This window comes from Streptomyces brasiliensis (assembly GCF_014647875.1).
Classification (GTDB): Bacteria; Actinomycetota; Actinomycetes; order Streptomycetales; family Streptomycetaceae; genus Streptomyces; species Streptomyces brasiliensis.
Map to the genome: position 1 here is coordinate 1 of NZ_BMQA01000087.1, position 22381 is coordinate 22381.

22 protein-coding genes and 1 pseudogene are annotated in these 22381 nt (G+C 65.8%); 2 read left to right on the forward strand and 21 right to left on the reverse strand.

Annotated elements, in window-relative coordinates:
- Nucleotides 1–161: 161 nt before the first annotated feature.
- The 10 genes and pseudogenes from IEZ19_RS44615 to IEZ19_RS44660 all read right to left on the reverse strand — a co-directional run.
- Nucleotides 162–585, reverse strand: a pseudogene (locus tag IEZ19_RS44615) (thiolase family protein); the annotation flags it as partial.
- Nucleotides 586–590: 5 nt separating this feature from the next.
- Nucleotides 591–1529 (reverse strand): hydroxyquinol 1,2-dioxygenase, encoded by a 939-nt coding sequence (locus IEZ19_RS44620; RefSeq protein WP_189317113.1) that lies wholly within the window; start codon nucleotides 1527–1529, stop codon nucleotides 591–593.
- Nucleotides 1526–2602: a maleylacetate reductase gene (locus IEZ19_RS44625; RefSeq protein ID WP_189317114.1), complete on the reverse strand. Its 1077-nt coding sequence runs from the start codon at nucleotides 2600–2602 to the stop codon at nucleotides 1526–1528. The genes IEZ19_RS44620 and IEZ19_RS44625 overlap by 4 nt, the downstream gene beginning before the upstream one ends.
- Nucleotides 2599–3291 (reverse strand): alpha/beta fold hydrolase, encoded by a 693-nt coding sequence (locus tag IEZ19_RS44630; RefSeq protein WP_189317115.1) that lies wholly within the window; start codon nucleotides 3289–3291, stop codon nucleotides 2599–2601. The genes IEZ19_RS44625 and IEZ19_RS44630 overlap by 4 nt, the downstream gene beginning before the upstream one ends.
- A gap of 12 nt (nucleotides 3292–3303) precedes the next feature.
- Complete coding sequence (locus IEZ19_RS44635; protein ID WP_229841564.1) at nucleotides 3304–4095, reverse strand: SDR family NAD(P)-dependent oxidoreductase; 792 nt, start codon at nucleotides 4093–4095, stop codon at nucleotides 3304–3306.
- Nucleotides 4096–4247: 152 nt separating this feature from the next.
- The gene (locus IEZ19_RS44640) at nucleotides 4248–5528 is read right to left on the reverse strand and encodes an ABC transporter substrate-binding protein (RefSeq protein WP_189317116.1); all 1281 of its coding nucleotides are present in this window, start codon (nucleotides 5526–5528) and stop codon (nucleotides 4248–4250) included.
- 31 nt (nucleotides 5529–5559) lie between these two features.
- The gene (locus tag IEZ19_RS44645) at nucleotides 5560–6630 is read right to left on the reverse strand and encodes a branched-chain amino acid ABC transporter permease (protein WP_189317117.1); all 1071 of its coding nucleotides are present in this window, start codon (nucleotides 6628–6630) and stop codon (nucleotides 5560–5562) included.
- Entirely contained in the window at nucleotides 6623–7504 is an 882-nt protein-coding gene (locus IEZ19_RS44650) for a branched-chain amino acid ABC transporter permease (protein ID WP_189317118.1), read from the reverse strand. Before IEZ19_RS44650 ends, IEZ19_RS44645 begins: the two co-directional genes overlap by 8 nt.
- On the reverse strand, nucleotides 7497–8321 hold the full coding sequence (locus tag IEZ19_RS44655; RefSeq protein ID WP_229841567.1) for an ABC transporter ATP-binding protein: 825 nt from the start codon (nucleotides 8319–8321) through the stop codon (nucleotides 7497–7499). The genes IEZ19_RS44650 and IEZ19_RS44655 overlap by 8 nt, the downstream gene beginning before the upstream one ends.
- The gene (locus IEZ19_RS44660) at nucleotides 8318–9109 is read right to left on the reverse strand and encodes an ABC transporter ATP-binding protein (RefSeq protein WP_189317119.1); all 792 of its coding nucleotides are present in this window, start codon (nucleotides 9107–9109) and stop codon (nucleotides 8318–8320) included. The genes IEZ19_RS44655 and IEZ19_RS44660 overlap by 4 nt, the downstream gene beginning before the upstream one ends.
- A gap of 126 nt (nucleotides 9110–9235) precedes the next feature.
- On the opposite strand from IEZ19_RS44660, the gene IEZ19_RS44665 reads away from it, so the two are divergent.
- Nucleotides 9236–9388 (forward strand): DUF1059 domain-containing protein, encoded by a 153-nt coding sequence (locus IEZ19_RS44665; protein ID WP_189317120.1) that lies wholly within the window; start codon nucleotides 9236–9238, stop codon nucleotides 9386–9388.
- On the opposite strand, the gene IEZ19_RS44670 is transcribed toward IEZ19_RS44665, so the two are convergent.
- Genes IEZ19_RS44670 through IEZ19_RS44680 form a run of 3 tightly spaced genes read right to left on the reverse strand, consistent with a single transcriptional unit; the run spans nucleotide 9382 to nucleotide 12744 of the window.
- On the reverse strand, nucleotides 9382–10179 hold the full coding sequence (locus IEZ19_RS44670) for an HpcH/HpaI aldolase/citrate lyase family protein (RefSeq protein WP_229841565.1): 798 nt from the start codon (nucleotides 10177–10179) through the stop codon (nucleotides 9382–9384). The two genes, IEZ19_RS44665 and IEZ19_RS44670, sit on opposite strands and share 7 nt — an antisense overlap.
- A gap of 49 nt (nucleotides 10180–10228) precedes the next feature.
- Nucleotides 10229–11395 (reverse strand): CaiB/BaiF CoA transferase family protein, encoded by a 1167-nt coding sequence (locus IEZ19_RS44675; RefSeq protein WP_189317122.1) that lies wholly within the window; start codon nucleotides 11393–11395, stop codon nucleotides 10229–10231.
- A 35-nt stretch (nucleotides 11396–11430) separates the two neighbouring features.
- Nucleotides 11431–12744 carry an FAD-dependent oxidoreductase gene (locus IEZ19_RS44680; protein ID WP_229841566.1) on the reverse strand — a complete coding sequence of 438 codons (1314 nt, stop codon included), beginning with the start codon at nucleotides 12742–12744 and terminating at the stop codon, nucleotides 11431–11433.
- A gap of 7 nt (nucleotides 12745–12751) precedes the next feature.
- Here IEZ19_RS44680 and IEZ19_RS44685 point away from each other — a divergent pair, with 7 nt between their 5' ends.
- Nucleotides 12752–13693 carry a LysR family transcriptional regulator gene (locus IEZ19_RS44685; protein ID WP_189317124.1) on the forward strand — a complete coding sequence of 314 codons (942 nt, stop codon included), beginning with the start codon at nucleotides 12752–12754 and terminating at the stop codon, nucleotides 13691–13693.
- Here the strand turns inward: IEZ19_RS44685 and IEZ19_RS44690 are convergent.
- The 8 genes from IEZ19_RS44690 to IEZ19_RS44725 all read right to left on the reverse strand — a co-directional run bounded on the left by IEZ19_RS44690 (nucleotide 13643) and on the right by IEZ19_RS44725 (nucleotide 22297).
- Nucleotides 13643–14875, reverse strand: a complete 1233-nt coding sequence (locus IEZ19_RS44690) for an NAD(P)/FAD-dependent oxidoreductase (RefSeq protein WP_189317125.1) — start codon at nucleotides 14873–14875, stop codon at nucleotides 13643–13645. The two genes, IEZ19_RS44685 and IEZ19_RS44690, sit on opposite strands and share 51 nt — an antisense overlap.
- A 5-nt stretch (nucleotides 14876–14880) precedes the next feature.
- Complete coding sequence (locus IEZ19_RS44695) at nucleotides 14881–15693, reverse strand: HTD2 family dehydratase (RefSeq protein WP_189317126.1); 813 nt, start codon at nucleotides 15691–15693, stop codon at nucleotides 14881–14883.
- Nucleotides 15690–17087, reverse strand: coding sequence for an MmgE/PrpD family protein (locus tag IEZ19_RS44700; RefSeq protein WP_189317127.1), 1398 nt, complete (start codon nucleotides 17085–17087; stop codon nucleotides 15690–15692). The genes IEZ19_RS44695 and IEZ19_RS44700 overlap by 4 nt, the downstream gene beginning before the upstream one ends.
- A gap of 10 nt (nucleotides 17088–17097) precedes the next feature.
- Nucleotides 17098–18273: a cytochrome P450 gene (locus IEZ19_RS44705; RefSeq protein WP_189317128.1), complete on the reverse strand. Its 1176-nt coding sequence runs from the start codon at nucleotides 18271–18273 to the stop codon at nucleotides 17098–17100.
- Nucleotides 18270–18461 (reverse strand): ferredoxin, encoded by a 192-nt coding sequence (locus tag IEZ19_RS44710; RefSeq protein ID WP_189317129.1) that lies wholly within the window; start codon nucleotides 18459–18461, stop codon nucleotides 18270–18272. Before IEZ19_RS44710 ends, IEZ19_RS44705 begins: the two co-directional genes overlap by 4 nt.
- Nucleotides 18462–19005: 544 nt before the next feature.
- Nucleotides 19006–20583: a helix-turn-helix domain-containing protein gene (locus IEZ19_RS44715; protein ID WP_189317130.1), complete on the reverse strand. Its 1578-nt coding sequence runs from the start codon at nucleotides 20581–20583 to the stop codon at nucleotides 19006–19008.
- Nucleotides 20583–20891 (reverse strand): helix-turn-helix transcriptional regulator, encoded by a 309-nt coding sequence (locus tag IEZ19_RS44720; RefSeq protein ID WP_189317131.1) that lies wholly within the window; start codon nucleotides 20889–20891, stop codon nucleotides 20583–20585. Before IEZ19_RS44720 ends, IEZ19_RS44715 begins: the two co-directional genes overlap by 1 nt.
- Nucleotides 20892–21010: 119 nt before the next feature.
- Nucleotides 21011–22297 carry a S53 family peptidase gene (locus tag IEZ19_RS44725; RefSeq protein ID WP_189317132.1) on the reverse strand — a complete coding sequence of 429 codons (1287 nt, stop codon included), beginning with the start codon at nucleotides 22295–22297 and terminating at the stop codon, nucleotides 21011–21013.
- Between the last annotated feature and the right edge of the window lie 84 nt (nucleotides 22298–22381).

Sequence of the window (22381 nt, forward strand, 5' to 3'; positions counted from 1 at the left end):
TCAGGATCGGATTCCCTCCCCGCCTGAAGGCGGGGATTCCCTCCGAAGAAGAGGGATGGACGAAGGCCCAAGGGACACAGGTGTGAACCTTCGAAAGCCCCGAATATGCCGGTGCCACAAAGATATTCCGCACAACTCCTCACCAGCATGCGCACGCCAGGGACGGCGGTGCCGTCACCGGCCGGAAACCCCTTGGCCGGCTTCGGCAGCACCCACGGCGCACGCGTCATCGACTTCACGCCACCGACGAGGACGATGTCGGCGTCACCGGTCTCGAGCGTCTGCGAGCCGATCATCGCCGCGTCGAGCGAGGAGCCGCAGAGCCGATTCACGGTACCGCCGTGGACCGAGGTCGGGAGACCGGCCAGCAGCGTGGCCATCCGGGGCAACGTTGCGGTTCTCCTCCCCCGCGCCGTTGGCGTTGCCCCGGACCACCTCGTCCATCGCGGCGCTGTCCAGGCCGGGCGTTTTGTGGAGAAGCCCGGTGATGGCGGCGGCTGCGAGATCGTCGGGCCGGGTCGCCGCCAGGGCGCCGTTGAACCTGCCGAACGGCGTACGCGTCGCGGCGTAGAGGAATGCGGTCAGTCTGCTCAGACTCCTGCGGGGGCGAGGACGATGTCGAAGCGGACGCGACTCCAAGAGCTGTCGAGCGGCCGACCGTCGGGGGTTGGCGTGCCAACCGGCTGCTGCTCAAAGCTCTTGATCAGCGACGCCTTCACGCCGAATACGGAGTCCTTCTCCCCGATCGGGTCGCCCTCGGGGAAGATATGGGTCACCAGCGTGCGGGTTCCCTCGTGGCTGACCATGAAGTGCAGGTGGCTGGCGCGCAGCGGAGAGCGACCGACGGCGTTGAGCATCTTGCCGACGGGGCCGTCGTCGGGGATGGGATACGGCGTCGGGGTGAGTCCCCAGAAGCGGTACGACCCGTCGGGCTCGCTGAAGAGGTGAGCGCGGGCGGCACGCTTCCCGGCGTCGTACTGCACGTCGTACAGGCCGTCCTCGTCGGCCTCCCACACCTCGATCCGCGCGCCCGCCAAAGGGTTGCCGTCGGTGTCGGTGACGGTGCCCTCGACCCAGCACGGCTCACCCGGCGCGCCGAAGGCCATGTCGCCGCCGACCTCGATCTCGGGGGAGTCCTCGACGAAGAACGGCCCGAAGACAGTGGCCTCGGTGGCGCCCTTGTAGGCCACGTTGTTCACGTTGATGGTCTGCATACTCGCGCCGAGGGTGTCGGAGAGCAGGATGAACTCCTGGCGGACGTCGTCGGTGATGTGGCCGGCCTTGGTGAGGAACTCGATCGCGGTGCCCCACTCCTCCTCGGTCAGGCGGACATCGCGGATGAAGGCATGCAGGTGCTTGACCAACGAGACCATGACCTCCTTCAGGCGCGGGTCCTGACAGGCGTCGAAGCTCTTGACGACATCGTCGACCAGGCGCTGCTCCACCGCCTCCTGCTCCGGCGTCACGTCGCGGTAGACCGTGCCGTGCGCGCCCTCGTGGGCCGAGCCGGGGTTCACATAGGTGCTCATGGGAGGTCTCCGTGCCACGCCGCCTGCAACAGGGCGGTGAGGTTCTCGTCGGTGATCGGGGTGGGGTTGTTCGCCGGGATCGCCGCCTTGATCGGCCCGAGCGCCTTGGCGATCCCGTCCTCGGGCATGCCGTAGTCCTTCAGCGCGCGTGGCGCGTCGAGGCGCTCGCGCAGTGCCCGCAGGCCCTCGGTCGCGGTGGCCGAGCCGAACGCCGCCGCGATGCGGCGCTCCGCCTCAGGCGCGTTGGGGGCGTTGAAGGCCAGCACGTGCGGAAGTACGACGGCGTGGGTCTGGGCGTGGGGCAGGTTGAACATCCCGCCCAGCACGTGGCAGATCTTGTGGTGCATGCCCGAGCCGGCCGAGGCGAACGCGACGGCGGACAGGTAGGCGCCGTACAGGGTCTGCTCGATCCCGTCGATCGACGCCGAGTCAGCGGCGACCAGCGGCAGACCGGCCGCGAGGCCGCGGGTGCCCTCCTGCGCCAGCACCTGGTCGATCGGGTCGGCCCGCGGGCCCCACATCGCGTCCACGCTGTGCGCCAGCGCGTTCAGGCCACTGGCGACGGTCATGTCACCGGGAAGCGACGTGAGCAGGGAGGCGTCGTACACGATCGAGGCCGGCAGCACCCGGTTGTCGACGCCGGTCGTCTTCGTCTCCCCGGCGGTCAGGCCCCACACGTTCGTGGCCTCCGAGCCCGCGTAGGTGGTCGGCACAGTGATCAACGGCAACCCGGCAAGAGGCGAGCCGTCCATCACGACGGCCTTGCCGAGACCGGTTGTCGATCCTCCTCCGAGCGACACGACGACATCGGCGCCCGCGGCCACCGCAGCATCGCGGGCCCGCCCGGCGACCTCGACCGGCACATGCATGACCACCTCGTCATGCGTCGTGACCGACAGGCCCGCGGCCTCGAGTGTCGCCTGCACCGGGTCGGCCAGCTCCTTCTCGCGATCCGAGGCGATCAGGAAGACCTTGGTCCGGCCCAGCGCCTGGACCGCCGCGACCACCCCAGCGGCCGCCTCGCCAGAGGCGAAGACGACCCGCTGGTGCAGAGACTCATGGGTGAACTTCACGACGCATCGCCCCGATTCAGCCATCGCGTGATCGACGAGGCAACCCGATCAGGATCCTCGAGGGTGGATAGGTGGCCAATGCCGTCCAGCTCGACCAGATCCGCATCGGGGATCAGCGCGGCGAGTTCCTTGCTCAGCTCGAAGGGAGTGATCAGGTCGCGGTCTCCACCCAAGACCAAGGTCGGGACAGAGATTCTCTCGATCTCTGTACGCCGGTCGCGGCGGCCCGCCACAGCCTGTTGTTGAGCCTTGAAGACGTCGGGTCCGAGCTCGAGCGCCATGGCTTGGGCGACCGCTGTCACGTCGGGACGCCCGGGCGCGACGGCACCCGATATGTGCCGTGCGGTCGCCTCGAACTGGCCTGATTCCACGAGGGCGATGGCCTTCAACGAATTCTCCCGCCGGGCCGGGGGCGCGGCGATCGCCGACGTGTTCAGGAGAGCGAGCGCTCGGACTCGGTTGGTCGCGCGGAGGGCGATTTCCAGCGAGACGTAGCCGCCCATCGAGATGCCCGCGAGACAGAACTGGTCCGGCGCTTCGTCGAGGATGCGATCGGCCATCGCTTCGATGGAGTCGCCGATGCCTTGAATGATGTGGGTGGTGACCGAGTCGCCGAGTCGCTCGACGACCGGCTGCCAGAGTCGGTCGTCAGAGGCGAGTGCGGGAACCAGGACGAGAGGAAGTGTCATTCGAGCGCTCCTTCAGGCCGCACCGTCGACGTTGAGGATCGCGCCAGAGGTAAATCCGGCGGCGTCGGAGACGAGGTAGCTGACCGCTGCTGCGATCTCCTCCCCTGTACCGGTGCGCCCCATCGGGATCGCCGCCGTGGTTGCGGCTTGCGCTTCGGGCGAGAGGGACTCGAACGACCGTCGAACGCGCCCTTCGCTCGGGATGATCAATCCGGGCGAGACGGCGTTGACCGTGATCCCGGTTCCGCCGAGATCCTTCGACAGCTGCTTGGTGAAGCCGTTGATCGCAGCCTTCGACGTCGCATAGGCGAGGCGGGCGCCGACCGTGCCGGACGGCCCAGAGATTCCGTTCGCGACCAGGGACGAGAAGTTGACGATACGACCGAACCCGTTGCGACGCATGAGCGGAACCGCGTAGCGGGCGCAGAGAAAGGCGCTCGTGACGTTGAAGCTCAGGACCCGGTTCCACAGGTCGGCCGAGATGTCCTCCAGGGTTGGCGCAGACTCGGTTCCGCTGCCGCCTGCAGTGTTGACGAGTACATCGACCCGCCCGAAATGGTCCTCTACACGACCGAATGCCTCCTCGACGGCGGCCTCGTCCGACAGGTCGGACGTGACGGCAATGACATCCACCCCCGGGACTGCGCCACGAAGCACCTTGCAGGTCAGCTCCAGTCCCTCGCCGTTCAGATCCAAGAGCGCGACGCCGAAGCTGTCGCGAGCAAGGTTCGACGCGATGTCGGCGGCGAGTCCTCCGGCCCCTCCCGTCACTACCGCAACCCGACGCATAGGCGTGTCAGCCACGCTCACCACTTCTTTCTCATCCACATGTCGATGCCGCCCCGAGCCTGATAGGACCCGAAGGCATACATCAACTACCGGTGTATTCAATGATTCATATGAACGACGTATGGACTTGGGTGGGGGTCCGCGCCGCGGCGGACCCTCACGGTCCCTCAGTCCTGGAAGGTGGTGGCCTCGTCCGACGACACCTCGGTGACGAGCTTTCCACCGCCGACGGCCGAGCCGTCAGGCTTGACGATGTAGGCCTTGGTCGACGGTGTCCGACTGCGGTCGGTGTAGTCGAGGTCGACGGTCACGCCCGTGGTGACGTGGTCGAGCGTGCCCAGAGCCTTGTGCAGTCCAGCACGGGTCAGGTCGCCGGCCTTGCAGGCGGCATCCAGGGCGTCGCCCAGAACGACTGACATCGCGTAACCGTAGTTGACCTCCTGGTTCGCAACAGCGCTGCCTGCGATCAACCCGCTCTTCTTGCCCTCATCAAACTCCTTGGCCACCTTGGCGGAAGTCTCGGTATCGTCGCCGAACGGCACCAACGGCGTAGTGGCGAGCAGGTGCCGCTCGATGAAGTCCTTGGTCGGGGACGAGGCGTCGACGAGCGTCGGCGAGTAGGCCGGGGCACTGGCCAGGATCGGCAGGTCCATCCTGGCAGCCTGCATGGCCGCGGCGAGCTGGCCCGTCGTCTTCGGCGGGGCCGTCACCAGAACCGCCTTCACGCCGGCGCGCTTGAGCTTCGCGAGCTGAGAGGTCAGGTCGACTTCCTGTCCGGTCACCTCGATGTCGGTCAGCTTGAGGTTGTGCTTCTTGGCGTAGGCCTTGCTTCCCTTGAGGGCGTTGTCACCCATATCGCCCGTCAGGTGGATATGGCCGATCGGATTGCCGTCCTTGATGGCGCCCTGCTGCGCGAGGTAGCTGAGGCCGTCGATCACCGCGACCGGGAGGGTTGTGCCGACCACCGCGTAGTAAGCGTTGTTCGGCTGGTCGGCGCTCGCCAGCCCGGCGCTCGACCATCCGGAGAGAATCGTCGTGGTCTCGCTGTTCGTCATCGCCGGGGCCAAGGCACCGATCTGCGGAGAGCCGAGCAGCTGGGTGACCGCCAGAACCTTGGGCTCCATCCCGTTGAAGGCCGTCTGAGCCTTCTGTACGTCGTAGCCGTGGTCCTGGACGTCAAGTTTGACTGTGTATCCACAGATCTTGTCGCCCGTATTGCGCTCATTGAAGTAGATCTGGTTGCCGGCAACCATGCTCTGTCCCTGGGCGGAGAAAGGCCCCGACAGGTCCGAAACCACGCCGATCGTGAGTTCCTTGTCCTTGACGCCGTAGTCGATCTTGACGCCGTCCGCGTTCGCCGTGCTGCCTGATGCGCCACCCGCACAGCCCGTCAGCGCGACTGAGACCGCGGCGGCAGCTATGCCCCATTGCATGCTTCGCTTGACCATTGTTGACGTTCCTCTTTCTTCAGATGCGCGCTCAGCCGGCACGCGTGATGGAGGCCCGGCGAACTGCCCGCCGGAAGAGACCCGCGAGACCCAGTGGCTCGAAGATGAGCACCAGGACGACGGCAGCGCCGAAAACCAGGGCCGAGAAGAGTCCTCCGGACATGCCGCGCACGCCGGTCGGATCGATGAACGCAAGCGCGCCGCTGGTGCCCAGCTTGTCGAGAATCGCCGGGAGCAGGTTGACGACGACGGCACCGACAACAGCACCTTGGACCGAGCCGAGGCCACCCAGAATGATCATGACCAGCAGATTCAATGAGAGCGTCATGCTGAAGGTGTGCGGGACCACGGTCTGGGCCTGTAGCGCGATCAAGACTCCCGCCAGGCCTGCGTAGGCGGACGACATCACGAAGACACCGGACTTCGCACGCGGGATGTTGACCCCCATTGCGGCGGCCGCCGCCGGGTTGTCACGCATCAGTTGAAGGGCCTGACCGGGCCGGCCACGGACAATCCGCAGAGCCGCAACGGCACTGAGTACGGCAACGATGAGAACCAGATACCAAAGACGCTGCATGCCTCCGAAGTCGACACCTGCGATCCAGAGGTGCTTGGTGAACCCGGAGAGTTGAAGTCCGCCGACCGTGAACGCCGGAACCATTCGCCCACCGGAGCCCCCTGAGAGAGCCCCGACCCGCTGGAAGACGTAGTCGGCGATGAAGACGAGGGCGAGTGACGCCATGCCGAGATAAAGGCCACCGAGGCGACGCGCGATCGGGCTGAACGCGAGCCCGGCAAATGCAGCCACGACCACAGCGCCGATCGCTGCGATCAACGGCGGGAGGCCGAATCCGAAGAGGTGTTCGCCCTTCGGGCTGCCGAACACCGTGTAGGCATAGGCCCCCACAGCGACGAAGAATCCGTGAGCGAGGGAGAGTTGTCCCCCCACGCCGACCAGAACGGTGAGCCCGATGGCTGCGACGGCATAGGCGAGGCAGACAATGGCCACACCGAGCATGTCGTTCTCGAGAATGAACGGGACGGCGAGCAGGAGGACAGCGACGAGCGCGATCCCTGAACGCTTCCAGATCAGGTCAGACACGCTGCACCACCTTGGAGCCGAACAGTCCACTCGGGCGTACGAGAAGCACGGCGAGCATGAGGATGAATGGCACGACGCTTGCGAAACTGTCACCGAGCACTGGCGCCAATTCCGGGATGAGCCGTCGGGCCACTGCCTCGCCGCAGCCAACGATGAGACCACCCAGCACCGCGCCGCCGGCGGAGTCCATGCCGCCGATGATGATCGCGGGGATCGCCGACATCGCGAGCGTTGCGGACCCAGAGTCCAGACCATTGGCCGGGAATGCGGCGAGGAAGATTCCGCCGACCGTCGCCAGCCCTCCTCCGATCACCCAGGACCAGATGGAGACGCTTCGCTGGCTGATACCGAGCAGGGAAGAGGTCTCAGCGTCGACAGCCGAGGCGCGGAGCTTCACGCCGAACTGTGTGAAGCGGAAGATGGCGAAGATGACGCCGATCAGCACGGATCCGACGATCAGGGCCATCAACCGGGAAACGGGGAAGCTGCTACCACCGATCGACAAGCTCCGGTTCCCCCATGGGTCGCCCGTGAAGACGGTGGCGTCACCGATCTCGTGCGTCAACTCGGCCGCGATCATGACGTTGATACCAATCGTCATGATCGTCATGACGAGGTGATCCTTGGAGCGGACTGCGTTCGTCATGAACTGGATCACCACCGCACCGGCTGCGCCGACCAGAATTCCGATCACTGCGCCAGGCCAGAAACCCAACCGGGGCGCGAGGAGAGAAATCACGTAGACGCCCAGCAGCATCACGCTGCCGTGGGCAAGGTTGACGACCTTCGTCCCCTTGTAGATCACCACGAATCCAAGCGCGAGGACCGCGTAGATCGAGCTCGATGACAGCCCTTGAAGCAACGTTTCAAGCACGGTCAGCCACCTCCTGGTTCAGTGCATCCGCCAGTTCGTCGGCGGGAGCGTCGGTCGTACCGAGATAGGCCTGGATGACATGGAAGTCCGCCATTACTTCACGTGGGGTTCCGTCGGCGATGCGTCGCCCGAAGTCGAGGACCGTGATGTGATCGGCCAAGCTCATGACCATGGGCATGTCGTGCTCGACGAGGACCACTGAGATCCCAAGTGCGTCGCGGATCGCCCGGATCAGAGCGGCGATCTCCATCTTCTCTCCTGCCGGCATGCCCGCCACCGGCTCATCGAGCATCAAGATGTCCGGCTCAGTCGCCAGCGCACGCGCAAGTTCGACCTTCTTACGCCAGCCATACGACAGCGTCCCAGCGGGAGCTCGGAGAACATCCGTCAGACCGACGAAGATTGCGATCTCTTCAACCCGCTGACGATGTGCGGCTGCTTCTCGCCGCGCCGAGGGGAGCGCGAGCGCAGTCGAGATCATGCCTGCCCTGGTCAGCCGATGGCGTGCGACCATGAGGTTGTCGAGCACGGTCTCGTGGGGTGCCAGCGCAATGTTCTGAAACGCCCGACCGACGCCCTGCGCGGCGATCTGATGCGGTGCCAGTCGGCACAGATCAACATCGCCGAAGTGGACACTCCCGGCCGTCGCCCGGTACAGGCCCGAGATCACGTTGAAGCATGAGGACTTCCCCGCACCGTTGGGTCCGATGACCGCGTGGATGCTGCCGGGGTTGACGGTGAAGGAAACGCCGTCGAGGACACTGATGCCGCCGAACCGCAGAGAGACGTCCTGCAGCGTCAAGGATCGGGCCATCATGCCGACCACCTCGTCAGTGTGGCGAGGGAAGCGGGGGCCGCGTCGAGGCCAAGCCCCTCGTCGACGTCACCTCCGAGGAAGAGCCGTCGAACGTCCGGGGAGTCACGGAGGGCCGCCGCACTGTCGGACAGGACAACCCGACCCCGCTCGATGACATGGCCGTCCGTGGCAACGCCGAGCGCCATCGCGGCGTTCTGCTCGACCACAACAACAGTCACACCGCTGGCATTGACCTCGCGGATGGTATCTGCGACGCGTTCAACCATCTGCGGCGAGAGTCCGAGGGTTGGTTCATCGAGGAGCATCACCTTCGGGGAGCTCATCAAGCCCCGTCCGATGGCGAGAATCTGCTGCTCGCCGCCCGACAGCAGCCCAGCCCGCTGGTTGCGACGCTCAGCGAGGATCGGAAATCGATCCATGATCTCCTGAAGAGCATTCACCCGCTTACGAGTACTGCGAACGATCGCTCCGCCGGCCCGCAGGTTTTCCAGGACCGTCATCTCGCCGAGAATCCGTCGTCCCTCGGGAACATGCGCAATGCCGAGCCGGAGGATCTTCTGCGGGGAAAGCCCGGCCAGATTCCGGCCGTCATAGGTGATCGAGCCCTCGACGACCCGTCCCGCGTGGAAGCCGAGTGTGCCGGAGATGGCACGCATCAGGGAGCTCTTGCCGGCCCCGTTTCCGCCGATCACCGCGGCGACCGCTCCCTCGGGCACATCAACCGAGGCATCTTGTAGGGCGTGCACCCCCACCCCGTATTTCACCGTGAGGCCAGTGATCTGCAACACCTGTGCTCCAGTCGTAGTGTCGAGCGTCACAATCCGTAGGCAAAGGTTTGTGGACCTCGACCTATAAGTCCAATTCAGTTTTTGTGCGCCTCACATACATTTCAGGTATGTCGTAGCGTGTGATTCATGGAACGGAAGCGATACGTGTCATGTCCTTGCGGCGAGCTCCTTGAAGGCACCGACGACGACAGCTTGGTAGCGGCGGTCCAGGAACACCTGAAGGTGGTGCACCCTCATCTGTCCTACGACCGCGAACAGATTCTTCTGTTCGCCTACTGATCTGCTCCAGGCTGCTCGAACCGGGCCAAGATGGCTTCCGCGCGCGCCACGACTGGAGCATCGACCATTTGTCCGTCGACCCGAACCGCCTGGCCCGATCGTCCGGCCGCAACGACTTTGCGCGCCCAGGCAACTGAGCGTGCGTCAGGCTTGAATCCAGCCTGCGTGGGCGCGATCTGCTTGGGGTGGATGAGCAGCTTCCCGCTCATCCCGAGTTCCTTCGCATGGCGGACGTCGGCCGCCAGTACGTCCGTGTTGTCCAAATGAGTGGTGACGCCGTCGACCGGTCCGGGTAGCCCCGCAAGGCGGGACGCCTGGACGAGGATGGCTCGAGCGTGGAGCATGGCCGGCTGCGTGGGCTCGGCGCCGAGATCCTGAGCGTAGTCGAGGTGGCCGAAAGCCAACCGTGCGACAGACCTCGAAGTCGCGATGTCCTCCGCTCCGGCGACTCCGCGTGCAGTTTCGATCAGAGCGATGACGGGGACGCCCGTTCTCAGGCTGACGGCGTCGGCCGCCTCTGGAGATTCGGCCTTCGCCAACATCACTCCGGCGAGTCCAGGGAGGCCCACAAGTGCCGCCACGTCATCATCGTGGTGCGAGCTTTCACGACCGTTGACTCGGACGACGCCGCGCCCGCCGGATTCCAGCCAGTTGGCGATTGAGGTCCTCGCAGCGGCTTTGTCCTTGTCTGCCACAGCATCCTCGAGGTCGAGGACACCCAGGTCGGCGCCCGCCGTGGCCGCCTTCGCGAATCGCTCTGGCCGGTCGCCGGGGACGAACAGGAAGGTCATGGCCGATCGGAGCACCTGGACGTTCGGGGCTGGGAGGTGGGGCTGAAGGTCAGGTCGCATCCGTCGACGCCTCCGCGGAAACGATGCCGTACTCGTCGAGTACGGCATCTGTGTGCTCCCCCAACGCTGGTACGGGGCCCATCAATGGGCTGGCGCCCGCGATCGTCACCGGTGGGACCAGCCCCCGAAGCTCGCCGACGGGGGAAGCGTAGGACTGCCAACGGTCACGCGCCCTGAGTTGAGGATGTTCGGCGAGGCCGTGCATGTCACGCAGAAGGGCGTTGGCAATTCCAGCATCCTCGAGTTTCGCTGCGACCGCCTCTGCAGTGCTGTCGGCGAATGCAGTCTCAATTTCGGCGCGCAGTTCATCGGCGTTCTCGACCCGGAGCGAGTTGCGGCTGAATCGCGGGTCGAGGGCAAGTTCGGGCTGGTCGAGGATCCGCTGGCAGAAGGTCGCCCACTCACGCTCGTTCTGCAGCCCGAGGAAGACGAGACGGTCGTCGCCGCAGCGGAATGGCCCATACGGGTAGATCGACGCATGACGTGCGCCCGTTCTTGCGGGTGCGGTTCCGCCGTACATGGCGTAGTTGAGTGGGTACCCCATCCACTCGGCCAGTGCTTCGAGCATTGAGATCTCGATCGTCGCGCCTTCGCCGGTCCGCTGCCGGCGGATCAATGCGGTCAGGATGCCTGTGTAGGCATACATGCCGGAGGCGATGTCAGCGATAGAGATGCCGACCTTCGACGGCTCTGCCTCTGTTCCCGTGATAGAGACCAAGCCTGCTTCACACTGGACGAGCAGGTCGTACGCCTTCTTGGCCGAGTAGGGTCCCCCAGGGCCGTATCCGGAGATCGAGACATGGATCAGACCAGGATTCTCTGCCCGGAGGTGGTCGGCGCCGAGGCCAAGACGCTCGGCAGCCCCTGGGGCCAGGTTCTGGATGAAGACGTCTGCAGTTCGTGCCATGGTGTGCACGGCCGCCTGGCCCTCGGCGCTCTTGAGGTCGAGGCATACCGATTGCTTTCCGCGATTGAGCCAGACGAAATGGCTGGCCTCGCCCTTGACCGTCTCGTCGTAGGCTCGAGCGAAGTCTCCGACGTCCGGTCGTTCGACCTTGATGACCCGGGCGCCGAGATCAGCCAGTTGCCGGGATGCGAACGGGGCTGCCACCGCCTGTTCGACGGCGATCACCGTCAATCCTTCGAGGGGGTTCATCCGTGGTGCTTCCTTGTTTCGGGGGCAGTCGGGTGTCAGACAGCGAGAAGGGAAGGCGTCTCGAGCGTCTTGGTGAAGTAGAGGACCTCAGCCGCGAGCTCGGGGTCCCTCGACATCCGGCGGAAGAGATCGAGGTCGCGGTCGAGCTTGGCCGGGTCGCCCGAGTGGAAGATCAGCTGCTTGTTGGAGGACGCGCGCGGGCTGGCCTTGTCCACGAACGCGCTGCGTCGTGCGTCCGCATAAGCAGTCAGGATGCCGTCGTCCGCTCCCTTGGAAACCACAGCGCCCAGCGCTTCGATCAGGGCGTAGGCGTCGAAGAGGCCCATCGTCAGCCCGAGGCCACCACAGGGATTGGTTGCGTGCCCAGCGTCGCCGGCCAGCAGGACCCGGCCGGTGCGGTAGGTCGAGGCACTGCGCTGATGCATGCTGTACGGCGAAATGGCGTCGAGCTCGATCTGGCCGGCGACGTCCTCACCGAAGACGGCCGCGAGGAAGGACGGCAGGCGATCGGTGAGGGTCTCGACAGGAAGTGCGGCGTCCTCCATGTAGGTGTAGCGCCACAGCCCGTGGTCGCCGGACTCGTCGATCTTCGCGATGATGGCGCCGTACACGTCGTCGACGTAGAAGGTCGACTGCGCCCAGCCGTCGCGGTCGTCAGGGAAGCGGATGTTCGTGGCAACGAACCGCTCGGGCCAGGTCATGCCGTCGAAGCCGAGGTCGAGGAGGCTACGCGCCTTGGATCCCGCCCCGTCCGCGGCCACGACCCAGCCGGCGTTCAGCGTCACGTCGTCATCCGGGTTCCGCACAACCACGGACACCCGGTCCGCGTCCTGACGGACGCCGACGAGCTCGTGGTTCCAGAGGATCCGGACGTTGTCGTAGGTCTCGACCTCGTCGAGGATGACCTGCGCGAGTGCACCCTGGCCGAGGTGGAGGTTGTAGGGATGCTTGACGCGCCCCTCGAGCGGCTTCAGCCCATACTCGATGATCTCGCCAGTACGCCTGATGCGATACGCATAGTCCTGCTTCAGGAAGCCTGCCTTCACGGCCTCATCGAACAGCCCGAGTCGCTCAAGACCGTCCAAGGTCGCCCAGTGGTAGACGATGGCCCGAGGGGAGTTCTGAAGCCCGGCTGCGCGTTCAACGACGGTGACCTCGACCCCCTGTTGAGCCAACCCGAGGGCGGTCACAAGACCCGTCGGCCCGGCACCGACGACGACCACCTGCTGTTCCTGCTGCACGGTTCCTCCAACGATCTTCTCCAAGGCCTCAACTGTGAAGCCCGTCACTAACCATGGATGAGAGGCTGGTATAAGCGCCAATACCAGTTGAGGGCGTTTGCCATACACTGGAAATATGGACATTCGCAACGTGAAGTACTTCCTGGCGGTAGCCGATACCGGATCGATCACCAAGGCCGCGAAGGTCCTGCACCTCTCGCAACCGCCTCTGAGTACGGCGATGTCCAAACTCGAATCCGAACTGGGCGTCCAGCTCTTCGAGCGCATGCCACGCGGTATCGCACTCACCCCAGCTGGCCGCTACCTCCAGGCAGCTGGCCGTCGCCTGATCGCCGAGGAACAGCGCCTCTCCTCCGCGCTGCGTTCAATGGGGAAGGGGCTGGAGGGAGAGCTGCGCCTCGGCGCGGAGATCCTCGGTCTCTGGAGCATCATCAGCGGCAAGATCGCCGAGTTCCTTACCGAGAACCCACGGGTAGCTCTTGACCTGATGGACGCTCACCCTCAGGTGCAGCTCGACCATCTCGCGAACGGACATCTGGACCTCGCGCTGGTTCCCGTGATCCCCGAGGAGCCCCCGGCGCCAATCCATTCCGTCGCCTTTGAGACCGATGTAATCGCACGCCTCCCGATGGTCGTCATTGTGCCGAGCACCTGGGGTGAGGCGAACTGCGAGCGCATCGAACTTGCGGAACTTCGCGATCAGACCTGGATTCTGCCGGCGCCTCTCGGCAATGCTCGCAGTTTGTCACGACTGTTGGACGACCGGTTCGCCCTCGCCGGCGGCAGGCCGAGCAATGTGCTTTCGGTCCAGTCGATCCAGACCGCCGCGCGGTTGGTCGCGGCCGGGGTCGGAGTCGCCGTGGCGAGCGCCGAGTTGGCCGATCACCATCCCGACGTCAGCGCAGTGCCCATCAAGGATGGTCTGTTCGAGCTCCCGCTCGGTCTCGTGCGCCGCAAGTCCGGAATCGTGACGCCGGTGGCGGAGCGATTCGCGGAACTATTGAGGTCAGGACCTGACGGCGACCTGAGAACCCTCCCCGACGACACCGAGGATTGAGTCGGCCTGCTGGAGGTCGAGCTCATTTCGGAGCGCGGCACGCAGGCGCGCGAAATGCTGGCGCCGTTCGAAGGCGAGCACACCCGTCACGGCGTCGCCCCGCTGGAAAACGAAGAGCTTTCCGTCCTCGTTGTGCCGCTCAAGGACCTGTTCGTCGCCATAACGATGGCCGGCGAACTGGATCCTGACGCCATGCTGGTCCGACCAGAAGTAGGGCACGTTCGCGCAGACGGTCAAGGGCTCACCGAGGATGGATGCGACAGCGTTGATGGCCGCAACACGCCCCTGTTCGGCTGCATTGGTCCAGTGCTCGACACGCATGCTCGCACCGAATCGCTCGTTCGGCCAACGGACGACGTCGCCGGCCGCGAAGACTCCGTCGATCGCCCGAAGCGTCTCGTCACAGACGATGCCGTTGTCCAACGGAAGTCCGGACTCGGCGAGCCAGTCCACAGAGGGCCGGACGCCGACACCGACCACGATGACATCGGCAGGAATCTGTGACCCGTCGTCGAGCCTGACATGCCTGCGTCCGTCAGTCGTCGCTGTACCTACCACTGCTGACCCGAGGTGGAGGTTGACGCCGGCGTCCCGGTGCAGCGCGATGTAGGCGTCCGCGACGTTGTCACCGAAACGTCCGAGGGGCTTTTCCGCCAGGTCGATGATTGCGACTTCGCGGCCTTCCTTGACGAGTGTCGCGGCGAACTCGCCCCCGATGAAGCCGGCCCCGACCAGTGCCACGGTCCGAGAGGGATCCGCGACGGCGTGGCGGAGAGCCACAGCGTCGTCGTAGCGTCGCAGGATGAAGACGTCCGGTTGGTCCGCGAACTGTGGCGGCAGGATCGGTTCGCAGCCCGTCGCAATCACGATGGCGCCGTATTCGATCGCGCCGCTCGTTGTGCCCAGGAGACGCCTTGCCGGGTCCAGCGATTGTGCTCTGGTCCCTAGACGAATCTCAACTCCTCCGTCGCGGAGTGTCTCGACAGTCGGGTACGTGAGCGTCTCGATCTCCAAGGGCTCGTTCAGACCGACCTTGGACAACGGTGGTCGCTCGTGTGGGGGATGCGTCTCGTCGCTGACCATCGTCACGCTGAGGTGCGGTGCGTGCCGATGGACGGCCTCCGCCGCGCGGGTTGCCGCAACCGACCCTCCCACGATCACCACGTCGCGTTTTTCCACCATGGCGATCAGGCCTCCGTAAGCGTGCTGACCGCGCAGACGGCGCCGGCCGCACTGCGTGCCTCGGCCCCCTTGACGAGCCCGTCGGGGCCAGGGACGACCGAGAAGGTCTGAGGCTTCTTCATCGGCGAGACGAGTCGGTAACCATAGGTCCGGCCGACGAGATCAATGCCTTCACGCCGCATGTGTTCTCCCATCATGAAGGCCAAGAGCGGTCCATGGATGACCAGGCCGTCGTATCCCTCTTTCACACACCAATCAAGGTCGTAGTGGATGCGGTGGGCGTTGTACGTCAATGCTGAGAAGCGGAAGAGCAGGCGCTCGTCCACTGCCATGTCCAGCGTCGGTCCTGCCGGCGGCGCGGGGGGCGCGGGGGGCGTCGGAAGGGCGTTCGAGCCGGGGGCCCGGTAGACGATGTCCTGCTCTTCGTGGATGACGAGTTCGCCGTCCTGGAAGATCTGCTGCTGGACGGTGGTGAACGTCAGAAGGCCAGTGCGGCCCTCCTTGTCGAGCGTCCGAGCGATAGAGGTGACCTTGGTCGCCGGTTTACCGATGTGCAGAAGTCGGTGCGTCGTGACCCTTCCCCCGGCGAACATCCGGCGTCGGCCAGGAGCGGGCGGGGCTGGGATGCCGACCACCGGGTGACCATCCTCGCCGAGATCACTCTCCGCACTTCGTTCAAGGAGATGCGCCCAGTGCCACAGCGGCAGAAGTGTGTCACCCGCAGCGAACGGCACATCGATGTCCAACATTGCAGCGAGCGACTCAACGGGCTCTGCGGCGATGATCTCAGTCCGCTCGATTTTCTCTGGATTCGTCATTTTTCCATTCCTTCCCACGCGCGGACGTGAAGCGCGTTCAAGAGCTCGGTCATGTCGGCGGCCTGACCAAGGTGCTCTACCGCCTGGATCAAGGCCTGCGTGGCGTCTGCACCGAAGGGCCGGAGGAGGGATGTCGCCTTCGCGACAACCTCCTCATGGGTCATCGGGTTCAGGGACGAGCCCTTGGCCGTCGTCGGATTGCCGGCCTCCAAGGTCAGGGTCTCCCCGTCAGCGAACTCGATGTCGAAGCGCGGTCCGTCCTCCAAGCCGATCCGAGTGTCGACATGCATTGAGACCTTCGCCATGGTCTCTTTGATGCGCGGCTCGTTGTTGCGGGGCGGGTCGTACTCATCGAGTCCGAGGCTCCCGCCGCACAAAGCGAGGCTCACTGCGTAGGGCAAGCTGAACTGGGCGTCGAAGACAGATGTGATCGGGTCGACCGAGAGCATGTTCACCGCCGTCTCGCCCGCCGTGATACGGAAGCTCCGGACGTCCTCAGCCACGATTGCCCGAGAGGCCAGAAGGTCCATAACGGTGTCGATCGCGGAGTGGGAGCCCCGACAGCACGCGTATGGCTTGAGGTAGGAACTCGCGACATTGAAGTCCACACCCAGATCCTTGAGGGCTACATCGGAAAAGCCTTCACCCCCGTTGTAGGTCGCGAAGAGTCCACCCCACTTGGCCTCGAAGAGACGATGCGGCCCAGTGATGCCTCCCCCAGCGAGGATCGCAGCGTCGACGCCAGACTCGCCGGCCTTGCCTGGGTGGAGGCGTTTCGTCATGGCACCGTCGTCCTTGAACGCCCAGACACCTCCGGTGTAGGACCCGGCGATACCAAGAGCATCGGCGTATTGCTCAGGTTCAAGGCCGACACATTTGGCAGCAGCCGCCGCAGCCCCCAAAGTGCCCATCGTGCCGCTGGAGTGCCAGCCGCGGTCCGTGTGCGCAGCGAATCCACCCAACGCTTGTAGCGCGCGGTATCCGATGTCGTACCCCGCTACCGTTGCGGTGATCAGCGTTCGGCCGTCAACACCGGCCGACTCAGCCGCGGCAAGGGCAGCAGGAATGACGGTCGACCCCGCGTGTCCGGCTCCGCCGCCGTCATCGAAGTCCCTGGCGTGGGCCGAAGTCCCGTTGGCGAGGGCGGCTTGGGCAGGCGCGAACCGGAGGCCGGTTCCCCAGACGAGTGTTCCGGAAGCGCTCGCCTGCACACCCGCGAGAGCATGGACAACGGCGCGAGACTCGGCGGTCGTGGCACCGGCCATGGCTACAGCGAGCGTGTCGAGGATGTGGTCCTTGATCCCGTCCACCACGTCAACCGGGAGATCGTCGAACGTGGCCGATGCCCAGTAGGAAGCAAGGGTCTCGGTCAGAGAAGGGGCTGTGAACGTCATGTCGACCGCCTCAGGGCTTGAGGTCGACGAGGAGGGTGTCCACCAACCAGCGACCGCCCGCCTGTCCCACCCGCGTACCGTCCTCGACCACCGTGGCGTTCGGATAGCGCTCGACGAGGAAGCCGACGACCTCCTCGATCTCCGCCTTGGCCAATCCCTGCCCGAGGCAGTTGTGAGGTCCGGTACTGAATGTGAGGGGCTGGTTTCGTTCGCGGTCAAGATCGAACAGTTCAGGGTTCTCGAACCGCTCGGGGTCACGGTTGGCCGACCACACAGCTACGTGAACATCAGCGCCGCGAGGGATCACAACGCCTCCGACCTCCACGTCCTCTGTAGCAATCTTGCTCACTACACCAGTGCGGGGGTAGAGGCGGAGAGCCTCAACGACGGCAGCCGGGATGAGGGTTGGGTCGGAGCTCAGCCGCTTCCACACATTGCGATCCCTGAGAAGGGTCCACACAACGAGAGCGGCCTGGTGAGCCGTGTTGACCGAACTCGCCTCGAGCATCGAGGTGGCCTCGGTGAGCACCTCCAGTTCGGTCAGCTTGCCCTCATCACCGAGCGCGATCAGGTAGGAGAGCATGTCCTCGCCCAGACCTTCCTCGCGCTTACGGCCGATGAGGTCATCGAGGTAGGCGAACAGTTCGTCGTACGCCTCAAGGATGGTCGGGGTCAGACTGGGGTCTCGGGAGAGCAGCGACAGCGTGCGCTCGGAAATGCTCTGCACCTTGGGCGCATCCGACATCGGTGCGCCGGCGAGGTGGCAATAGACCATGGACGGAATCCGACGCGCGACCGTGTTGTGGAACTCAATCGGTGCCGAGTCGTCGAGATCGTCAGCGATCGCCTCGACGATCGTCCGCAGCACGGCGCGTGTGTTCTTGACCGTGACCGGGCTCATGAAGCGTGCGAGGGGCGTGCGGAGCCGAAGCTGCGGCTCACCCTCGACCATGATGATGCTCCGGGCGCGGAAGTCGTGGACCGGACCGTCTGTGATGCCGAACTGCTCCATCAGGCGAAGAGCGGAGTTCTGGAACCGGCGGTCGCGGAGTACGGCGCCGGCGAGCTCGTACCCGAGAACGGCATACCCGAAGGGACCCTCCAAGATCGCTTGATCGTCGAAGGCACCACCGAGGTGCTGGCCGGCGTCAGGGGCGAACGGATCAAAGACTCTGGCGTTGGTCATGAGTGCGCAATCGCTCCGACCGGGCAGCAGAGGATGACCTCTTCGAGCTCGCCCTCGCGCGAGTCGTCGATCTCAGCGTTCAGCAGCTCGAGCTGCCCGTCGGCTTTGATCTGAAATACGTCCGGCATCAGCGCGGCACAGGTGCCGTTGGCGTCGCAACGGTCGAAATCGACCATGACCTGGATCATTGCGGGCCTCCTCCTTGTGGATCTTGGCCCAGCGACCGGATGTCGTGGGCAGAGCGCCAGTCGCTCTGTGACAAGGGTCTCGTCCGGGCTTGCAATCTCACAAACATCTATTTGTTGCCTGACCCATACGTACCGCGTATGGCACTGCCCGCCGGCATGCGTTGCGTCGGCCCAGCGACACGAGCCATCACGTAATGCTGTGATGTCCCTCCGGTCTCAGTGGGGACCGATCGGCGCCCGGTGGCTGTAGCGCTCGACCGGCGGACAGCTGTTCCACCGGCGACGGATCGTGAAGCCCCGCCCAGTAGGCACCCCTCGCCCTACCCGGTGATGCAGCGCGACTACGGCAGTGGCTCGACCCCGAGACCGGCGCCGTCATGGTCCACGAAGCACACGCCGCGCCGCCTCCTCGCCACAGCCTGCCGCTCCGGGCTCATCGCCACCCTGCGGGTCATGGAACGCGCTCTCCCCGACTCCGGCAGGGGCGAACATGTGCAGTGAACACGTGTTCGCCGCTTTGCCCTACGTACTCGCCGGAGCTGGTTCAGTTCTTCACTTCGGTCCGCTGGTCCGTTGTGTCGGAAGCGCCGACGGTGTAGACGTCCTTGATCTTCACCTCGGTGACGCCGCGGCCCTCGGAGAACACCGCGCGCCAGTCGCCGATGACGTGGAGTTCGTCGGTGCCCATGGCGCGGACGACCATCAGGCCCTCGTCGTAGGCGTGATGGGCCTTCCACCACAGGTTCGCGAAGGCCTGGCTGCGGATCAGGTGCATCCAGTCGGTGCGGTACAGCTCCCGGTTGTAGTTCGACTCTCCCAGCGTGGAGACGAACTTGGAGTACATGGCCTTGACGTACTCCAGCGTGACTTCGTCGCCTTCGGCGATCGCACGGTCGCGGGCGTCCTTCAGGGCGATGCGGAACTTCTCCAGCAGGCCCTCGGTGGCTCCGGAGGTCCAGGACTCGTGGATCTCGGGCGGGTCGCACAGGCCGTACTTCGGGGTCGAAATCCGCAGCAGCAGGCGCAGGGTCGACTCGGTCACCCACAGCGGTCCCGGTTCGTCCCGGCTGCCGATCGGGTTCGGCAGATACGTGTCATGGTCCCAGTCGGGCGGGGTGATCAGGTGCACGCCGGCGCGGCGCCGGTCATGGTGATTGCCGATGGAGTGCTCCAGCTGGCCGAGCGGCAGATGCGTCTTGAGCGCGCTCAGATACGCGCCATTGACGTCGAGCGCGGTCACCTCGTGCTCCCCGGGCGGCAGTTCGGGCCGCGCCCACTTGGGGCGGGCCTCCCAGATCTGGTCGGCGCCGCGGGAGGACTGCTTGTGCAGGACGTCGGGCAGCCACGGGTGCGCGACCACGTCGTAGCGGCCGCCCTTGCGGCTGTGGTCCAGCAGTGCCATGGCGTCCGGGATGGCCCGCTTCACCAGCGCCTTGGACGCCGCCTCCACGTCCCCGGAGTGCTCGGCGAGTGCGGCGGCGACGGCGGAGCCGATCAGGTCCGGGGTGTCGGCGCTCTGCATGCGGCGGCCGACGGGCACGACCCGGACCCCGCGTCCCGACTGCCCCTGCCGGCCGGAAGGTTGTGGACTCCCGGGTGCCTTGCGCTCAGTGGGCTTGTCCGGCGCCGCAGGCCCGCTCGTCGGCGCGGGCTCGGAGGTGCCGCATTCGGCAGGATCCAGGTGCTGGGGGAATCCCGCGACCTGGTGGCGTGCGGGCTGCCCGCACAGCACGCAGGGCCGGGGCGCGGTCAGCACGTCGACGTCGTCGTCCTGGCCGCCGGCATTCTGCTCGGCATCCGCCTGATCATCGTGATCCGCGTGATCCAGGTGATCATCGTCCTCGGGGTCTTCGGCCGGTGCTTCCTCCGCCGCCGTCTCAGCCGCCAGTTTGGTCCTCGCTCCCTCGAGGAAGTACGCGTACTTCTCCCGTACTTCCCCGCTCGGGTCCCGTCCGGATTCCCAGCCCCCGACCGTGGACGGGCTGACACCCAAGGCCTGGGCGAGCTGGGCGCGCGAGAGGTTCAGCTCTTCACGCAAGGCGCGCCGCTCCTCGGCGGACGGCAGAGGGACCTCCTTCTTGGCCCCGGCGAGCAGCGCGTCGATCGCACCGAAGTCCGTCATCACACTCCCCCCTCGACAGCCGCATGACGTGCGGTGCCGGCCGAGCGGCCGGGGACGCGGCGGTGCTCGGCGGGCAGCGCCTCCGTGGCCCGGGTGGGCCCCGCCAGGAGTTCGAGGACATCGATGCCGTAGTGCGCGGCGACCGCCTCGCAGTCCGTCAGACTCCAGGCCGCAGCGCCGGACTGACGGCGGCTCACCTGTGCCTGACTCACCCCCAGAGCGGCGGCGAGCTCGGTCTGCGACTCACCGGCCGCGTGCAGAAGCGCGGCCACCGCGGACCGCACCCGCTCTTCGAGACTCATACCCATGAAGCCGACTCTACTACGTAGACCTCATGTTCTATGCGTATATCGCATTGCACGGTTGAAGCGGCTGCCCAGGACGTCCTGGGCAGCCGCCTTACGTGCGTGAGGGATCAACAATCGGGTCAGGGAGCGAACACGCCCAGACCGTCGGGGGTACCCAGTCCGGTCGGTCCGTCGTAGCCCTCCACAGCCGTACACAGGTAGCTGCTCGTCGGGCATTCCTGACCGCTGCCCGGCACGCTGACGCTGCCGCCCACCACGTCGTGGAGCTGGTCGCGATGGGAGTACAGGCCCGAGGCGTCACGGACGATGTCGGTGTGGCCGGACAGGGCATACATCCCGGCGATCTCCGGAGCGGAGGCACTGGTGCCGCCGACCAGCAGCCAGCCCGGGGGGTAGGGACCCGAGGGGTCACGGATGCTGTCATAGACCGCGAGACCGGTGACCGGGTCGCCGACAGCCGAGATGTCGGCGGTCATCCGGTTCGGGCAGTCCTTGTCGTGCTGCCAGGAGGGCTTGGCGACGTGGGCGGAGCAACCGGCGCCCGCCGCACTCCCCCTGTGGTTGGTGACCCAGGCAGTCTCCGTCCAGCCACGGGGATCGTCGCTCTTGGTCAGCTTGGTGGCGCCGACCGAGATGACGGTGCTCAGACTCGCCGGGTAGGACGCGTCGAGCCCGTATCCCGAGTCGCCCGAGGACACGATGATCGGGACGCCCGGGTGGTTGTAGGAGTCCTGCCGGTCCAGCGCGAGGCTGGGAAGGGGGGTGTCGTCGGAGACACCGGATTCGGGGCCGCCGTAGCTGTTGGAGACGACCGAGGCGCCCAACCGCACCGCGGTGTCCACACTGTCGGCCAGGTCCTCTATCGAGGTTGAGCTGGCCTCGACGAGCAGGATGTTGCACGAGGGACAGGTGGCGGAGACCGCGTCCACATCGAGGCTGATCTCGACGCCCCAGCTCGGGTTCGCCTTCGGCAGCGGAGCGGCGTCACCCTGCTGGTTGACCTTGCGGAAGCAGCCGTTGTCCGTGGTGCACGGGGGAAGCCCGAAGGTCGAACGGTAGACGGCCAGGTCGGCCTCGGCGGTGGGCGCGTCGTAGGCGTCCACGATGGCGACGGTACGGCCCTTGCCGGCGCCGGCCTGGACCGCCTCGGTCAGCCGATAGGCCGACTGGAGGTCGGCCGGCCCGTAGCCGGCCGGTGTCTGCGCGGCCCTGCCGTTCGACGAGGGAACGGCACCGGGCACCATTTCGGACAGACAGGCGACGTGGCCGGGCTCAGGGTCACCGCAGACGGATACGGGAGCGGAAGCGGACTCGGCCGTCGTGCCGTTGTCGTCGGCGGAGTTCGCGGTCGCCGAGGAGACGCTGGTGACCACGGCCACCAGAGCGCCTGCGACCGCCGCCGCCATCACCGGCCGGCGGAGATGTCTCTTTCTCGATCGGGTAGGAGGGCCGGTTCGCCCGGCCCTCCCCCCACACCACCGGACATGCGG

Excerpts from the sequence above, each read along its gene's own strand:
- IEZ19_RS44620 (WP_189317113.1), bottom strand. The coding sequence starts at position 1,529 with ATGAGCACCTATGTGAACCCCGGCTCGGCCCACGAGGGCGCGCACGGC.
- IEZ19_RS44630 (WP_189317115.1), bottom strand. The coding sequence starts at position 3,291 with ATGACACTTCCTCTCGTCCTGGTTCCCGCACTCGCCTCTGACGACCGA.
- IEZ19_RS44640 (WP_189317116.1), bottom strand. The coding sequence starts at position 5,528 with ATGGTCAAGCGAAGCATGCAATGGGGCATAGCTGCCGCCGCGGTCTCA.
- IEZ19_RS44655 (WP_229841567.1), bottom strand. The coding sequence starts at position 8,321 with ATGATGGCCCGATCCTTGACGCTGCAGGACGTCTCTCTGCGGTTCGGC.
- IEZ19_RS44665 (WP_189317120.1), top strand. The coding sequence starts at position 9,236 with ATGGAACGGAAGCGATACGTGTCATGTCCTTGCGGCGAGCTCCTTGAA.
- IEZ19_RS44670 (WP_229841565.1), bottom strand. The coding sequence starts at position 10,179 with ATGACCTTCCTGTTCGTCCCCGGCGACCGGCCAGAGCGATTCGCGAAG.
- IEZ19_RS44675 (WP_189317122.1), bottom strand. The coding sequence starts at position 11,395 with ATGAACCCCCTCGAAGGATTGACGGTGATCGCCGTCGAACAGGCGGTG.
- IEZ19_RS44685 (WP_189317124.1), top strand. The coding sequence starts at position 12,752 with ATGGACATTCGCAACGTGAAGTACTTCCTGGCGGTAGCCGATACCGGA.
- IEZ19_RS44690 (WP_189317125.1), bottom strand. The coding sequence starts at position 14,875 with ATGGTGGAAAAACGCGACGTGGTGATCGTGGGAGGGTCGGTTGCGGCA.
- IEZ19_RS44695 (WP_189317126.1), bottom strand. The coding sequence starts at position 15,693 with ATGACGAATCCAGAGAAAATCGAGCGGACTGAGATCATCGCCGCAGAG.
- IEZ19_RS44700 (WP_189317127.1), bottom strand. The coding sequence starts at position 17,087 with ATGACGTTCACAGCCCCTTCTCTGACCGAGACCCTTGCTTCCTACTGG.
- IEZ19_RS44705 (WP_189317128.1), bottom strand. The coding sequence starts at position 18,273 with ATGACCAACGCCAGAGTCTTTGATCCGTTCGCCCCTGACGCCGGCCAG.
- IEZ19_RS44710 (WP_189317129.1), bottom strand. The coding sequence starts at position 18,461 with ATGATCCAGGTCATGGTCGATTTCGACCGTTGCGACGCCAACGGCACC.
- IEZ19_RS44715 (WP_189317130.1), bottom strand. The coding sequence starts at position 20,583 with ATGACGGACTTCGGTGCGATCGACGCGCTGCTCGCCGGGGCCAAGAAG.
- IEZ19_RS44720 (WP_189317131.1), bottom strand. The coding sequence starts at position 20,891 with ATGGGTATGAGTCTCGAAGAGCGGGTGCGGTCCGCGGTGGCCGCGCTT.
- IEZ19_RS44725 (WP_189317132.1), bottom strand. The coding sequence starts at position 22,297 with ATGGCGGCGGCGGTCGCAGGCGCTCTGGTGGCCGTGGTCACCAGCGTC.